This is a genomic window from Desulfobulbus sp. (assembly GCF_030824455.1).
Lineage (GTDB): Bacteria > Desulfobacterota > Desulfobulbia > Desulfobulbales > Desulfobulbaceae > Desulfobulbus.
The window spans coordinates 22,528-35,548 of the sequence record NZ_JAVBXR010000118.1; the positions used below are offsets into that span (position 1 = coordinate 22,528).

Genomic DNA, 13,021 nt, shown 5'->3' on the forward strand with positions numbered 1-13,021 from the left:
AATGCTCACTGCGGAACAGAGAAAAAAGAAACAGCGGCTGGTCCGCATCGTTATTGTTTGCTGTCTGCTCCTCATCCCGGTGCTGGGCTATGTCCAGCGCGGCCTGCTCAGCGGCGATTTCAATCTGCCGATCCCCAGCACCATCCTCATCTTTGCCCTGATCAACGTCAACGGGCTACTGTTGCTGCTCATGCTCTACCTGGTGCTGCGCAACCTGGTGGAGTTGATCTTTGAGCGCAAGCAGAAACTCCTTGGCTCCAAGCTGCGGACCCGGCTGGTCATTTGCTTTGTTTCGCTCTCCCTGGTGCCCACCGCGATTCTGTTCGTCGTGGCTCTACGCTTTGTCTCCACCTCCATGGACTACTGGTTCAACGCCCGGGTGGAGGAGTCCCTGCAGTCGTCGCTGAAACTGGCCCAATCGATCCTCCACGACGCCAGCGAACAGGCCGAGTACGCCGGCCGGCAACTGGCCTCGATCCTGGAAAGCGGCGCCCTGGACCTCCGCGACGCAGCAAACGTGGAACGTTTTTTTACCCAAACCCTGAAAATCGACCTCCCCGGCGCGCCGGACAGCATCCTGCTGCTCAACGGCGAACGCGCCCCCATCGCCGCCGCCCGCGGCCCGCGCCTGGAGACCATTGCCCCGCCCGCCATGCCCTCCGAGGCCCTGCGCCTCACCGCCGACACCGACCGCACCGAGGTGGTCACCCGCCGCACCACCATCGGCGAACTGATCCAGGCGATCACGCCGGTGCAGGTCAACCTGGAAACCCGGCAAACCTGGTTTCTGATCACCACCCTGCTGATCCCTTCCAGCCGACTCGAAACCATGCAGTCCATTTCCGACGGCATCACCGGCTATCAACAGATGATCATGCTCAAGGCGCCGATCAAGTTCAGCTTGATCATCATGCTGCTGATCATCACCCTGTTGATCATCTTCGGCGCGATCTGGTTTGGCTTTTACATCGCCCGCAGTCTCACCGGGCCGATCAACAAACTGGCCGAGGCCACCAAGCGGGTGGCGGACGGCGACATGGATTTCATCGTCGAAAAGGAGGCGGATGACGAGATGGGGATGCTGATCGATTCGTTCAACTCCATGACCTCAGAAATCCTCGCCTCCAACCAGCAACTGGCGCGCACCCATCGGGCCCTGCAAGACAGCACTGAGGTTTCCGAGCAACGCCGTCGCTACCTGGAAACCATCCTGGAAAACGTGGCCGCCGGGGTGATTGCCCTGGACGAGAACAACCGCATCACCACCATCAACCGCTTTGCCGAGGAACTGCTCGCCATCCGCCCGGCGGCCTTTCTGGGCAAGGACTTCCATGCCGCCCTGCCCAAGCAGCACGCGCTGATTGTCGAAAGTTTTCTCAACGAATTGCTCCGCACCGGCAAGGCCACCATCGAGCGCCACCTGCGAGTGACCATCCGCCGCGGGGAAACCCTGTCGCTTCAGGTCAACGTGACCCGGATGATCGACGACTGGCAGCAGCCCATCGGCTTTGTCATCGTGTTCGACAACCTGACCCACCTGGAAAAGGCGCAGCGACTCGCCGCCTGGCAGGAGGTCGCCCGCCGCATCGCCCATGAGATCAAAAACCCGCTCACCCCAATCCAGCTTTCGGCCCAGCGGCTGCGCAAACGCTACCTCCACCTGATTACTGAAGACCGCGACATCTTTGATCAGTGCACCGCCACCATCGTCAATCAGGTCGATGAAATTAAAAAACTGGTCAGTGAATTTTCCGATTTCGCGCGCATGCCCAAGCTTCATAAAGAGCGGAAAAACCTGAGTAAACTGGTGCAGGAGATGGTGGTGTTGTACCAGGAGGCGCATAAACAGCTGACCATCACCTGCCGGATCGCCCCGGACCTGCCCGAGTTCCTCTTTGACGCGGTGCAGATCAAACGGGTGCTGATCAATCTGCTCGACAATGCGGTCTCGGTGCTTGGCGACGGCGGCGCGGTTGCCGTCAGCCTGGGCCTGAGCGAAAAAGCCGATCAGGTTCGCCTGGAAGTCGCCGACAATGGGCCCGGCATCCCCGACGAGGTCAAGCTGCGCATCTTCGAACCCTATTTTTCCACCCGCAAGTCGGGCACCGGCCTGGGCCTGGCCATCGCCCACACCATTGTCAGCGAGCACGGAGGCTTTATCCGCGCCTACGACAACGAGCCCGTTGGAGCCGTGTTTGCGGTTGAGCTGCCGCTGGATACCTGATATGATGCTCAGGCTGCACGGCAGATTCCCCCCGCGACGCCTTTTTTGCAAAAGCCCTCCTCAAACCGGAAATTCCCGATGTCCGACACCATTCTCATCATTGACGACGAAGCCGCCATCCGTGAAAGCCTTGCCGGCATCCTCCTCGACGAGGGTTTCACGCCGCTGACTGCCGCTTCCGCCGAGGACGGCCTGCAGTTGCTGGATGAAAAGGACATTCGCCTGATCCTGCTTGACATCTGGATGCCGGGCATGGACGGACTGGAGGCCCTTAAATTAATCAAACAGCGTTTCACCCTGCCGGTGATCATGATTTCCGGGCACGGCACCATCGAGACCGCAGTGCAGGCCACCCGCAGCGGCGCCTACGATTTCATCGAAAAACCGCTCTCCTACGACCGAACCATCCTCTCGATTCGCAAAGGACTGCAGTTGGCGCAACTGGAGCGGGACAACCAGCTGTTGCGGGAAAACGGCCCAGCCGCGGTCAACATCACCGGCGCCAGTCCCCTGATTGCCCGACTGCGGCAGCAGATCGAACGGGTGGCGCCCACCGACGCCTGGGTGCTAATTCGGGGCGGCCACGGCACCGGCAAGGAACTGGTGGCCCAGACCATTCATCGCCACTCGCTGCGGGCCAAGCACCCGATGGTGGCGGTCAATTGCGCCGCCATTCCCGACGAGTTGATCGAATCCGAGTTGTTTGGCCACGTCAAAGGGGCCTTCACCGGGGCCACGGACAACAAAAAGGGCAAGTTTGATCAGGCCAACGGCTCGACCCTCTTTCTCGACGAAATCGGCGACATGAGCCTCAAGAGCCAGGCCAAGGTGCTGCGCATTCTTCAGGAGCAGACTTTTGAGCGGGTCGGCGGCTCCAAGACCATTGAGGTCGACGTCCGGGTGCTGGCGGCCACCAACAAGAATCTCGAAGAGGAAATCGAACAAGGCACGTTCCGCGCCGATCTGTTCTATCGCCTCAACGTGGTGCCCATTGAGGTGCCCGATCTGGCCGACCGACACGAAGACATCCCGCTCCTGGTGGCCGACTTTGTCAATCAATTCAGCCGCAAGGGGATTGGCTGGAAGCAGTTTTCCATCGAGGCCCTAGAATTGCTCCAGCGCCACCACTGGCCGGGCAATGTGCGCGAACTGCGCAATCTGGTCGAACGGTTGGTGATCATGACCCCCGGCGACGAGGTGCACGCCGAGGACGTGGCCCTGTTCCTGGGCAATGCGCCCTTGCAGCCGCCGTTGTCCCAACCGGTTGATCCGGTGTACCGTCACCTCTCTTTCAAGGATGCCCGGCGGCGGTTTGAAACCGATTATCTTCTCGCCAAGCTTGAAGAAAATGAGGGCAACATTTCAAAAACCGCCGAACAGATCGGCATGGAGCGCAGTCACCTGCATAAAAAGGTGAAGGCCCTGGGCATCGCGGCCAAATAAGTCGCCGCTGAACCCGTCCACCCGACCCCAGCGGTCGTGGGCCTCGCTTATCCCACAATATTTACACCCTTTCTCCACATACTCTTTCTCTCAACCCAGAGGTGTCCCATGGTTTTCCCCGAATACCGCCCGCGCAGAATGCGCCAGACCGAAACCTTCCGCGCCATGATCCGTGAAACCCGGCTGGTCCCGGAGCAGATGATCTATCCCCTGTTTGTGCTGCCCGGCAAGGGCGTGCGCCAGGAGGTAAGCTCCATGCCCGGGGTGTTCCGCCTGTCGGTGGACCAACTGGCCAAGGAGGCCAGGGAATGTCTCGCCCTGGGCGTCCGCTCGGTGATCCTGTTCGGCCTGCCGGAGAAAAAAGACGGCCTCGGTTCCGGCGCCTACGCCAAGAACGGCATCATCCAGCAGGCGATCCGCGAGCTCAAAAACAAGGTCCCGGAAATGACCGTGGTCACCGACGTCTGTCTGTGCGAATACACCGATCACGGCCACTGCGGCTGTCTGGCCGGCCACGAGGTCGACAACGACGCCACTCTCGAACTGCTGGCCAAGACCGCGCTGTCCCACGCCGAGGCCGGGGCCGACATGGTGGCGCCGTCCGACATGATGGACGGTCGGGTGAGCGAAATCCGCACCACGCTTGATGAAAGCTCCTACCACATGATCCCGATCATGTCCTACGCGGTCAAGTACGCCTCGGCGTTTTACGGCCCGTTCCGCGATGCCGCCGAGTGCGCGCCCCAGTTTGGCGACCGCCGCAGCTACCAGATGGACCCGGCCAACAGCAAAGAGGCCCTGCGCGAGGCAACTCTGGACGTGGAGGAAGGCGCGGACATCCTCATGGTCAAGCCGGCCCTGGCCTACCTGGACGTCATCAGCCGTTTGCACGACGAATTCGACCTGCCGATCGCCGCCTATCAGGTCAGCGGCGAATACGCCATGATCAAGGCGGCGGCTGAAAAGGGCTGGATCGACGGCGAGCGGGTGATGGCCGAGAGCCTGATTGCCATCCGCCGCGCCGGCGCCGACATGATTCTCACCTATTTTGCCAAGGATATGGCCAAGCTGTTGATTGGGGGCAAGTAAGCGACAGGAATCGTTGGACCGCCGAAAAGCGCTGCGGGCCAAAAAGCAACCGGATCGCCCTAGCGGGAGATCCGGTTGACGAAGCAGGAAACAAGATCCAGGGTCAACTCGAGAAAATCGAGGTGCGGGGCGTGGCCGCAATCCTCCAGGAGCAGCGGCGTGGCCGAACCTCCGGATTTGCCGACAATCGCGGCGACCTGGGCTGTGGTGCCGTATTGGTCGTCCCGGCCCTGCAACGCCAGCACCGGGACGTCAATGGACGGCAAGAGGTCTTCAATGTTCCAGGCGGCAAACCAGGGACTGGTCCAGGTGTCGGCCCAGGCCTTGAACAGGGCCTCGGATTTTTCGCCGTGGAGCCGGGCAAGCCCTCGTTGCAGCTTGCCTTGAGCAAAGGCGGCCATGGCTTTTTTGATGCCGTCAAGGCTGCATTGTTCGACGAACACATGGGCGGCGACGGCGACAACGCCCAGCAGCAAAGGCGGCTTTGTTGCTGCGAAAATCAAGCTGATGCTGCCGCCGTCGGAATGACCGACGAGGATGAATGGTTGGCCGGGAAGCAAGGCTTCGATCACCTCCGGCAGCTCCACAAGGGCGCAGTCATGCAGATAATCAATGGTGCGGGGGCGCTGCAACGGCGACGAACCGCCATGCCCAAGCCGGTCGTAGACCAAACCCGGACACCCGGTGCGACGGCAAAGTTGTTCGGGAAAATCCCGCCATTGGGCCACGGAACCGAGCCCTTCATGGAGAAAGACCAGAACCGGTCGCCCCTCGTCGCCCGGATGCGCCGCGTAAAAAAGACGCTGGTCTGCATCAAGCGTCAGCAGGCTCATCGCGCCTCTTGCCTCCCCCCTTGCACCTGCCGTCGGCGCCATTGCCAATGGCTGACCGCGGCAACCACTCCCCCTGCCGCATCGGCAACCAGGTCGGCTCCGCTGGAAAACCGGCCCGATATAAACGACTGGTGAAACTCGTCGCTGATTCCGTACATCAGGCAGAAACACACCGTGGCGCAACCGGCGGCCACGGGCCGCTGACGCCGCCAGGCAGGCGACAGGGCAAAGAGAAAAGCAAGCCCGAGCGCCGCATAGACAAGCGCGTGCAACAATTTGTCAATATTGACAATATCCGGCAGGCTGAGACTGTCGCCGGGTTGATGCGACAGAAAAAAAATGCTCCCCATGACCAGGGTCAGGGGGAGCAATCGACTCCAGGTTGTTCGGCAGGGCATGGACAGACCTACGCTTCTGCGTCCTCGCCCCGCTCCACATGCATCTGCTCGAGCATTTCCTTGGGATAACGCTTGTGCAATCGGCGGATGGCGGCGTGGATCTGCGAAGCAGGCGCACGGTCAAGCCGGGTTTCAGCCTTGTCGGCATAGGCGGTGAGGAAAACCTGCCGCTCGCGGAGGGCAAAGGTGTGACTGAAGTTGATCTCGATGGTCTCGGGATTCTCGTCAATGGGCACATCGAGGCGTTCGCCGCCCTTGGCGAGCTGAACCGCGTCGGACTCGGTGATCTCCAGGAGCCAGGCGTCGCCTTCCTGATCACTGAAGAAAAGAAAGACCCCGAGCTCCTGAAAAGCGACTTTCTTTTCCGCCGCCAGCCCCTGAACCTTTTCAATCGCCGCCATCAACGAGACCTTCATCTGATTGGCGGGACTGGCCGTTGTCCCGGCCTGCTGGGCGGGCAAACAGCAATGTTTGTATTTTTTCCCCGAACCGCAGGGGCAGGATTGATTTCTGCCAATTTTTCCCATTCCGTCCGTTCCTCTGTTGCTTGTTGTGGAATTCTCGAGCCGCTGCTGCGATTCAAGCCCCTTTCATACCCTGGATTACCAAAAAAATTCAAGAAAAAGCACGCGTTCTTGCGCAGCGTGGCTGCCGGGGCTACCGCCCGTTGCCCGCCTTCCGTCTCCACGGTCGGTAAGAAAAGTAAAGAAAGGTAAAGGTTTGCCGCAATGGTGCAAGTCTGCTTGAATCAGGCGGCGCGCAACTATACAGTCAAGACAGGAAGCCACCTTGCGTCCATCAACCACACCGCACGCCGCCGGAGAAACGCCATGAACATCGCCCCGACCAGCAACAGCGCCGCAGCCCAGGCTGTAATGAACATCACCAGCACCAAAAAGACCGCCGAGGACACCGAGGGCTCGGCAACAGCGCTGGCCTCCGGCGACACCGTAGAGATTTCCGACGAGGCCTACGCACTCTCCGCCGAGGCCGCTACGGCAACCTCGGAGAGCGAGTCATCGGAAGCGGAAAGCGGCGACAGCGAGGCCGCAGCAGCCGAGGGCTCGGGAGGCGCCGCATCCACGTCGTCGAGCAGTGCCGCCAGCGGGGAAACCACTGAGGAGGATCTGGAAGAGGAGATCAGCGCCCTGGAACAGGAAATCGCCGCTCTTTCCGCCAAGGCCGCCGACAACAAGGCCGCCCAGGCCCAGCTTGAGGCCAAACAGACCGAGTTGATGTCCTTGAACAGCCAACTGCTGCAACTGCAGCAGAACCAATAAGCCTCATCCCGCTTTGCGTTCCGCCTGACGTCCCCGGCGGTCCTTTCGGCCGCAGGGGACGTCTCTCCGCCACGGCAAGAGGTCTTGCATCCCCTGCACAACCTCTTCTTGCCTCCTCCGCGTTCGCCGCTTAAGTGAACTGCAGCCCGACGGCGTTGTAGCGCGCCCAGATGGCCTTGAATTCCTCCTGGTTGTCCAGGAGGATATCCACCAGTTTCGGATCAAAATGTTTGCCCCGCTGTTCGCGAAAATGGGCAAACACCGCCTCCCAGGACCAGGCTTCGTGGTACACCCGCCGGTTGGACAGGGCGTCGAAGACGTCGGCCACGCCGATGATTCGGCCATGGATGTGGATCGCCTCGCCTTGCAACCCTTGCGGATACCCCTGCCCGTCCCACCGTTCATGGTGCTGCAGAACAATCCGGGCCGCCGACCGGATCACCGGGCTCGACGAGTTGATCAACAGATCATGGCCGCGATAGACATGGGTTTTGATGATCAGGTATTCGTCCGGGGTCAATGGCCCGGGCTTGTTGAGGATGGAATCCGGTATGCCGATCTTGCCCAGATCGTGGGGCGTGGAGGCAAGCTTGAGCATCTCCGCCTCCTCCTCGCCCAGTCCGTATTTCAGCGCCAAAAGCCGGGCGTATTCAGCCACCCGGCGCACATGGCTGCCGGTTTCAGCGGATCGGCATTCCATGGTTTCAGCAATCTGGAAAATGATCTCCTTCTGGGTGTCCTCAATCCCCTTGTTGAGAAACAGGTTGTCAAACGCCAGAGACACATTGGTGAAGAACAACTCCAGGAGATCGTGATCGTTTTCGTCCAGCTCCTTGGCAATCTCAAAATAGAGAAAATTCTCTGAGCCGGTCTGGCTTTTGAAATACCAGGCGCACTTGCCGGCTTCACAAAAAAAGCCGTGGGGCTGCGATTGCACGCGTTGCAGGGTGGCATGCATCAACGCGGCGTCGACCTCGCTGATCGGCCGGTCGACATATTGGCAGAACTGACCAATGGCGGCCAGAACCACCGACTGTCCTTTGACGCCTGAGGCGGTTAGGCCGGATGCGAGACTGGTGACGGCGTCTTCCCGGAGTTGCAGGATGGACGCCAGCTGACCGAGCACGCCGCTGCCCAGTTTTTGCAGCGACTGGCGTTCAAAGATGTCGGTGGAGGCGTCGATGATCCGCTTCAACCCCTTGCGGTTGTTCTCGATGGTGGTAATGAAGTTGTAGCTGCGCAGGGCCGAGACAACGGTGACCAGCATCTTGTCCAGGGTGAGTTCGGTTTTTTCCTTGTAGTCGTTGATGTCGTACTCGAGAATCACCTTGGCCGCCGGGGCCTTGCCGGGCTGGCCGGTACGGAGCACAATCCGCACGCTGCGGTTGCACAATTCTTCGCGAATAAAGTGCACCAGCTGCAGGCCGCTGTCTTCGGTTTCCATGACCACGTCAAGGAGGATCACCGCCAGATCCTGATGCGAAGCCACAATCTCTCGCGCCTCGCGGCCGCTGTAGGCGTGCAGAAACTGAAACGAGCGCCCCAGATAATCCATGCCCTTGATCATGTAAGTGGTGACGCTGTGGACATCCGCCTCGTCGTCCACGATCAGGATCTTCCACGGAGCTCCGCCGGCCTCCGGCCGTGGCGCAGGGCTCCGGGTCGGTTCCGGCAGTTCGTCTTTGAACAGCATTTCATCGGGATCAGGCATAGGCTCCCCACATCAGAGCGGCATGGTTACGCGAAAAGACGTCCCCTGCCCCGGCAGACTCTCGCAAGCGATGGTCCCTCCCAGGGTTCGGGTGACAATATTAAAGACAATATGGAGCCCCAGGCCGGTGGACCCCTGACTGCGGGCAGTGGTAAAAAACGGTTCAAAAATCCGGTCGCGAATTTCCGGCGCCATGCCCTTGCCGTTGTCGGCATAGCAAAGCTCCAAGACGCCGCCCGTCTGGGTCGCTTCGATGCGAATTTCTCCCGCCTGTTCCGGCTCAAAGCCATGAACCAGGGAATTGACGATGAAATTGGTCAGAATCTGGGAAAAGGCGCCGGGATAGCTTTCAATCACCAGATCCGGCGCGCAGCGCACCGTGATCCGATGGCCGGTTTTCTTGAGCTTAGGGCGCAGGCTGAGCAGAACCTCGTCGATATAATCCTTTACATTGAACGTCCTGCGATGTTCCGAAACCTGATCCGCAGCCACCATCTTGAAGCTGCGGATCAGTTCCGAAGCCCGGCCCAGATTCATCAGAATCATCTCGGTCCCTTCCCGCGCGTCCTCAAGATACTGGGCGAGATTGGAGCGTTTCATTTCGCCCAGGGCAAACAATTCCGCAAGGGCGCGATTTTTCTCGGCCAGGGTTGAACTGGCCGACAGCGCCACCCCGACCGGGGTGTTGATCTCATGCGCGACCCCAGCCACCAATTCGCCCAAGGCCGCCAGTTTTTCAGAGAGGACCAGCTGTTTCTGGGTCCGTTGCAGATCATCCAGGGTCTGTTCAAGATTCCGATTGGCCCCGGCCAGCTGTTCGGTGCGCTGCGCCACCCGATCTTCCAGTTCCTCGTTGAGACGCAGCAACTGCTCCGAAGCCAGGGAGCGTTCTTTCTCCTTTTGTTCCAATCCCTCCGCCATGCCGTCAAACGCAACCGCCAGCTGCCCCAACTCGCCGTCTCCGAGGCTCATGCCGGTGCGGGCGCTCAGATCGCCCGTCTTCAATTTGTCGGCAGCGCTAATCAACATGGTCAAACGGCGCAGCATGGTGAATTCCGCCACAAACCAGGCCGTCACCAGGGCCAGGATCGTGGCCAGCACCAACAGCGTCACATTGCGGATGATCACAAACCGAGCCTCGCTCAAGGCCTGATCCACGGGGATGCCGAGGCGAATCATCAGATAGGGGAAGGAAGCGCCCTGGAAATGGAGACGTTTGAAGCTGTACAAGCGACTGACCCCGTCAACCCCGGTTTCGAGAAAAACGCCTTCTTCGTCCCGCCCGGACATCCGCGCCACCATCTGCGGCAGATCGGCGACCCAGGTGTATTTTTCGGTTTCCGGGAAGCGGGTCAGACGCATGCCGTTGGCGTCGGTCAGGGTGAACACCGAGTGCTCCGGCAGATGGGTGTCGTAGAAAATGCGGCCAAAATAGTTAAGGTCAAAATCGGCGATCAGGAGGCCGATGGGCTGATTGCCGGCGTCGAGCACCGGCTGGCCGAATTGGACCACGACGCGGCGTTCGGTTTTGAGGAGGGTGTATTCGCCGACGGTAAACGCTCCGGCATGCATTGCGCGGCGGAAAAAATTGGCTTCGCCGATGTGCGCAACGGAAACGGCGGGCGCGGCAACCAGGACGCGGCCGTTGACGTCGGCCAGCGACAGGGACACATAGGCGGCGTTGCGTCCCAGAATGTCGGCCAGCAAGGTTTGGCAGGCGGCGGCGTCAAGGCTCCGCACTTCCGAGGATTTGGCCAGGGTCATCAGCAAGAGGCGGGCGTTGTCCACCACCCGCTCGTGATGCGCGGCCATGGCCTGCACCTGCCGCAGGGCATAGGTTTCCGCGTCGTGCACCACCCGGCCGCGCAGTTCGCGACCGGTATAAAGCAGAATCGCCAGGGCCGGCAACATGGCCAACAGCACCAGAACAATCAGACTTTTGCGGATCGAACCAAAGAACAAGAATCGCATCGCACCCCTGAACATTCCCTTATCGAGAGGCAAGCAACAGGCCGCAACAACAGCCTGTGAGCAACCCGGACAGCGCGGTTTCGATGCGCGCGGTTGAGTCTGTCATTTGCACAAGCAGGTATTCTACCAGATTTCCGCCCCAATTGCACAATGTTGCGACAGCCAAACAGAAGAGGAGAAACAGCGGCAAGGAGGAAAAGGAAGGAGGAAAGCGCGGCTCAATCCACCGGATGGAGCACCGAGGCCTCGAGCTTGCCGGTGCGCACCGGAACCAGCCAGTATTCGGCCGGGGTCAGACGAATGGCTTCGGTCAGGCCGGCGCTCACCCGGTGGGAATCCTCCACCAGATTATAGAACACCGAGTCGATGCCGATGAAGCCGTCGAGCAGGTGGGTCAGGGTGTGCAAGATCTTGGTCGCATAGCCTTGGCGCAGATCAAGCAACTGATCCAAAGTGGTTACCCCTTCCTCTTTGAGATGATCAAGCATTCGCCGGGCAAAGATGTTGTTGGCGGCCAACCCGTAGCCCAGGGTGTCCCAAAATTTCTCATCCACACCTCGCAACACCTCGCCTTTGCGCACAAAAAACTCCGCATAGCTGATCAGCTGATTGCCGGCAAGGTAGCGCTCCACATGCTGTCCGGCAGTCTGACCCGACTGGGAACGGACCAAAAAATAGTGCGAAATGGGATATTCCATGCGTCGTTTCTCGGTAGAGAAGATAACTTCCGTCTGCGCCGTCACTCGGAGCCAGGCGCGGCCCCGGCAACGGCCAGAACGTGGTTGAGGCAGTTGACGTCCTGCACCCCGGCAAAGCCCATGTCCATGTTAACATACCAGCTTTCGTGATGTCCATGGCGGTCGCAGGACCACAGCCATTTCACCGGCTGTTCCAGGGATTGCGCAAACAGGCTGAGGTCGCCGTCGGCCAGCAGGCTGAGCAATTCATCCACGGTCGGCAGCCGCCACCCGTCACATTCGCAGCAATTTTCCCGGTTGAGCTGCTCGACGTACCCGTGCGCCCCCGCAAAACTCAGCGGATAGCGGCTGGCGCGCCGCAGCCAGACAAGCCCGGTGGCCCGATCAAGAATGGTCGACTCGCCTGTTTCCAGCCGGTTGCAGGTTGGCGCGATCGGGCGAAACAGCGCGTTGACGCCGAAAACCGACTGGGCGCGGGAGCGACAGACATTGGCCGGCTCGCTGCGCAGGGCGCGGATTTCGGCCTTGGCCTCCGCCAAGTCGCAGGCGCCGGTTGCTTGCGGCGCCCCCAGCCGGAGCTCCGTGAAGGCCGCGAGCATCGCGGCGGCGGACTGGAACCGTTCATCGGCCCGCCAGCGCAGTCCCCTGGCGAAAAATTCGTCCCAGGACCGATCATAGCGGGGATTAACCAGCGACAGGGAAAAGCTCTGCATCCCGGGCAATTGGCCGGTGAGCATGCGGTACAACAGGACTGCGGCGGAATAGAGGTCGGCGCGGCCGTCGACCCCATTGGGGTTTTTGCGCTGTTCCGGCGGGGTGTAGCAGGGCGAGCCGATCTGCATGTTGTCCGGGCCGGAAAAGGCGACCCCGCCGACCAGTGCCATGCCGAAATCGCAGATTTTGATGGCGTCCTGGTCAGTGACCAGGATGTTCTGCGGTTTGACGTCGCGGTGAATAATGTCGTTGTGGTGCAAAAAATCAAGCGCCTGGAGGAGCTGACGGCCGTAGTGCAGCACCTTTTCCGCCCGGATGATCCGCGACGGCTGCTCGATCTGATAGGTCTCGCCGATCATCTCGCCCAGGTTGTTGCAGATGTACTCCATCACGAAAAACGGCCGTCCCTGCTGATCGTAGTCGAAATCGTGAACCGTGACCAGGAAGGGTTGGTTGAAGGCCGCCATGGTCCGGGCCTCGAAGGTGAATATCTCGCGCAACCGGTCCGTGCCGACCACCGCTTCCAGCAGCTCGCTCGGATCAAGCAACTTGATCGCCACCACCTTGTCGACCACCGGGACAATCCCCTTGTAGACCGAGCCCATGCCGCCCTTGCCGAGGCGGCGGATGATCTCGTATCTGCCGATCTGTTTCATGGTC

The 13,021-nt window shown here is 60.3% G+C and carries 11 protein-coding genes; 4 read left to right on the top strand and 7 right to left on the bottom strand.

Annotated features, from left to right (window positions below; translation table 11 throughout):
- Nucleotide 1 precedes the first annotated feature (1 nt).
- From RCH93_RS15785 to hemB, 3 genes are all read left to right on the top strand, one after another.
- Nucleotides 2-2,224, top strand: coding sequence for an ATP-binding protein (locus tag RCH93_RS15785; protein ID WP_306549385.1), 2,223 nt, complete (start codon nucleotides 2-4; stop codon nucleotides 2,222-2,224).
- A 78-nt stretch (nucleotides 2,225-2,302) separates the two neighbouring features.
- Complete coding sequence (locus RCH93_RS15790) at nucleotides 2,303-3,667, top strand: sigma-54 dependent transcriptional regulator (RefSeq protein WP_306549386.1); 1,365 nt, start codon at nucleotides 2,303-2,305, stop codon at nucleotides 3,665-3,667.
- A 108-nt stretch (nucleotides 3,668-3,775) separates the two neighbouring features.
- On the top strand, nucleotides 3,776-4,756 hold the full coding sequence (gene hemB / locus RCH93_RS15795; RefSeq protein WP_306549387.1) for a porphobilinogen synthase: 981 nt from the start codon (nucleotides 3,776-3,778) through the stop codon (nucleotides 4,754-4,756).
- Nucleotides 4,757-4,815: 59 nt separating this feature from the next.
- Here the strand turns inward: hemB and RCH93_RS15800 are convergent, their stop codons facing one another.
- From RCH93_RS15800 to RCH93_RS15810, 3 genes are read right to left on the bottom strand one after another with little or no spacing between them, the layout of a single operon-like run.
- On the bottom strand, nucleotides 4,816-5,589 hold the full coding sequence (locus RCH93_RS15800) for an alpha/beta fold hydrolase (RefSeq protein ID WP_306549388.1): 774 nt from the start codon (nucleotides 5,587-5,589) through the stop codon (nucleotides 4,816-4,818).
- Nucleotides 5,586-5,987: a VanZ family protein gene (locus RCH93_RS15805; protein ID WP_306549389.1), complete on the bottom strand. Its 402-nt coding sequence runs from the start codon at nucleotides 5,985-5,987 to the stop codon at nucleotides 5,586-5,588. The genes RCH93_RS15800 and RCH93_RS15805 overlap by 4 nt, the downstream gene beginning before the upstream one ends.
- Before the next feature lie 8 nt (nucleotides 5,988-5,995).
- Nucleotides 5,996-6,514: an SEC-C metal-binding domain-containing protein gene (locus RCH93_RS15810; protein ID WP_306549390.1), complete on the bottom strand. Its 519-nt coding sequence runs from the start codon at nucleotides 6,512-6,514 to the stop codon at nucleotides 5,996-5,998.
- A gap of 303 nt (nucleotides 6,515-6,817) precedes the next feature.
- Here RCH93_RS15810 and RCH93_RS15815 point away from each other — a divergent pair, with 303 nt between their 5' ends.
- Nucleotides 6,818-7,267, top strand: a complete 450-nt coding sequence (locus RCH93_RS15815) for a hypothetical protein (protein ID WP_306549391.1) — start codon at nucleotides 6,818-6,820, stop codon at nucleotides 7,265-7,267.
- A gap of 130 nt (nucleotides 7,268-7,397) precedes the next feature.
- On the opposite strand, the gene RCH93_RS15820 is transcribed toward RCH93_RS15815, so the two are convergent.
- The 4 genes from RCH93_RS15820 to RCH93_RS15835 form a co-directional block, all read right to left on the bottom strand.
- Complete coding sequence (locus RCH93_RS15820; protein WP_306549392.1) at nucleotides 7,398-8,978, bottom strand: DUF3369 domain-containing protein; 1,581 nt, start codon at nucleotides 8,976-8,978, stop codon at nucleotides 7,398-7,400.
- 12 nt (nucleotides 8,979-8,990) lie between these two features.
- Entirely contained in the window at nucleotides 8,991-10,949 is a 1,959-nt protein-coding gene (locus tag RCH93_RS15825) for an ATP-binding protein (RefSeq protein WP_306549393.1), read from the bottom strand.
- Between the two features lie 218 nt (nucleotides 10,950-11,167).
- Nucleotides 11,168-11,647, bottom strand: a complete 480-nt coding sequence (locus tag RCH93_RS15830; RefSeq protein ID WP_306549394.1) for a hypothetical protein — start codon at nucleotides 11,645-11,647, stop codon at nucleotides 11,168-11,170.
- Between the two features lie 41 nt (nucleotides 11,648-11,688).
- Complete coding sequence (locus RCH93_RS15835; protein WP_306549395.1) at nucleotides 11,689-13,017, bottom strand: protein kinase; 1,329 nt, start codon at nucleotides 13,015-13,017, stop codon at nucleotides 11,689-11,691.
- Between the last annotated feature and the right edge of the window lie 4 nt (nucleotides 13,018-13,021).

Bases quoted from the DNA above. Each gene is read 5' to 3' on its own strand.
- RCH93_RS15785 (WP_306549385.1), top strand. From the start codon at position 2: ATGCTCACTGCGGAACAGAGAAAAAAGAAACAGCGGCTGGTCCGCATC.
- RCH93_RS15835 (WP_306549395.1), bottom strand. From the start codon at position 13,017: ATGAAACAGATCGGCAGATACGAGATCATCCGCCGCCTCGGCAAGGGC.
- RCH93_RS15820 (WP_306549392.1), bottom strand. From the start codon at position 8,978: ATGCCTGATCCCGATGAAATGCTGTTCAAAGACGAACTGCCGGAACCG.
- RCH93_RS15800 (WP_306549388.1), bottom strand. From the start codon at position 5,589: ATGAGCCTGCTGACGCTTGATGCAGACCAGCGTCTTTTTTACGCGGCG.
- hemB (WP_306549387.1), top strand. From the start codon at position 3,776: ATGGTTTTCCCCGAATACCGCCCGCGCAGAATGCGCCAGACCGAAACC.
- RCH93_RS15790 (WP_306549386.1), top strand. From the start codon at position 2,303: ATGTCCGACACCATTCTCATCATTGACGACGAAGCCGCCATCCGTGAA.
- RCH93_RS15815 (WP_306549391.1), top strand. From the start codon at position 6,818: ATGAACATCGCCCCGACCAGCAACAGCGCCGCAGCCCAGGCTGTAATG.
- RCH93_RS15830 (WP_306549394.1), bottom strand. From the start codon at position 11,647: ATGGAATATCCCATTTCGCACTATTTTTTGGTCCGTTCCCAGTCGGGT.
- RCH93_RS15805 (WP_306549389.1), bottom strand. From the start codon at position 5,987: ATGCCCTGCCGAACAACCTGGAGTCGATTGCTCCCCCTGACCCTGGTC.
- RCH93_RS15825 (WP_306549393.1), bottom strand. From the start codon at position 10,949: ATGCGATTCTTGTTCTTTGGTTCGATCCGCAAAAGTCTGATTGTTCTG.
- RCH93_RS15810 (WP_306549390.1), bottom strand. From the start codon at position 6,514: ATGGGAAAAATTGGCAGAAATCAATCCTGCCCCTGCGGTTCGGGGAAA.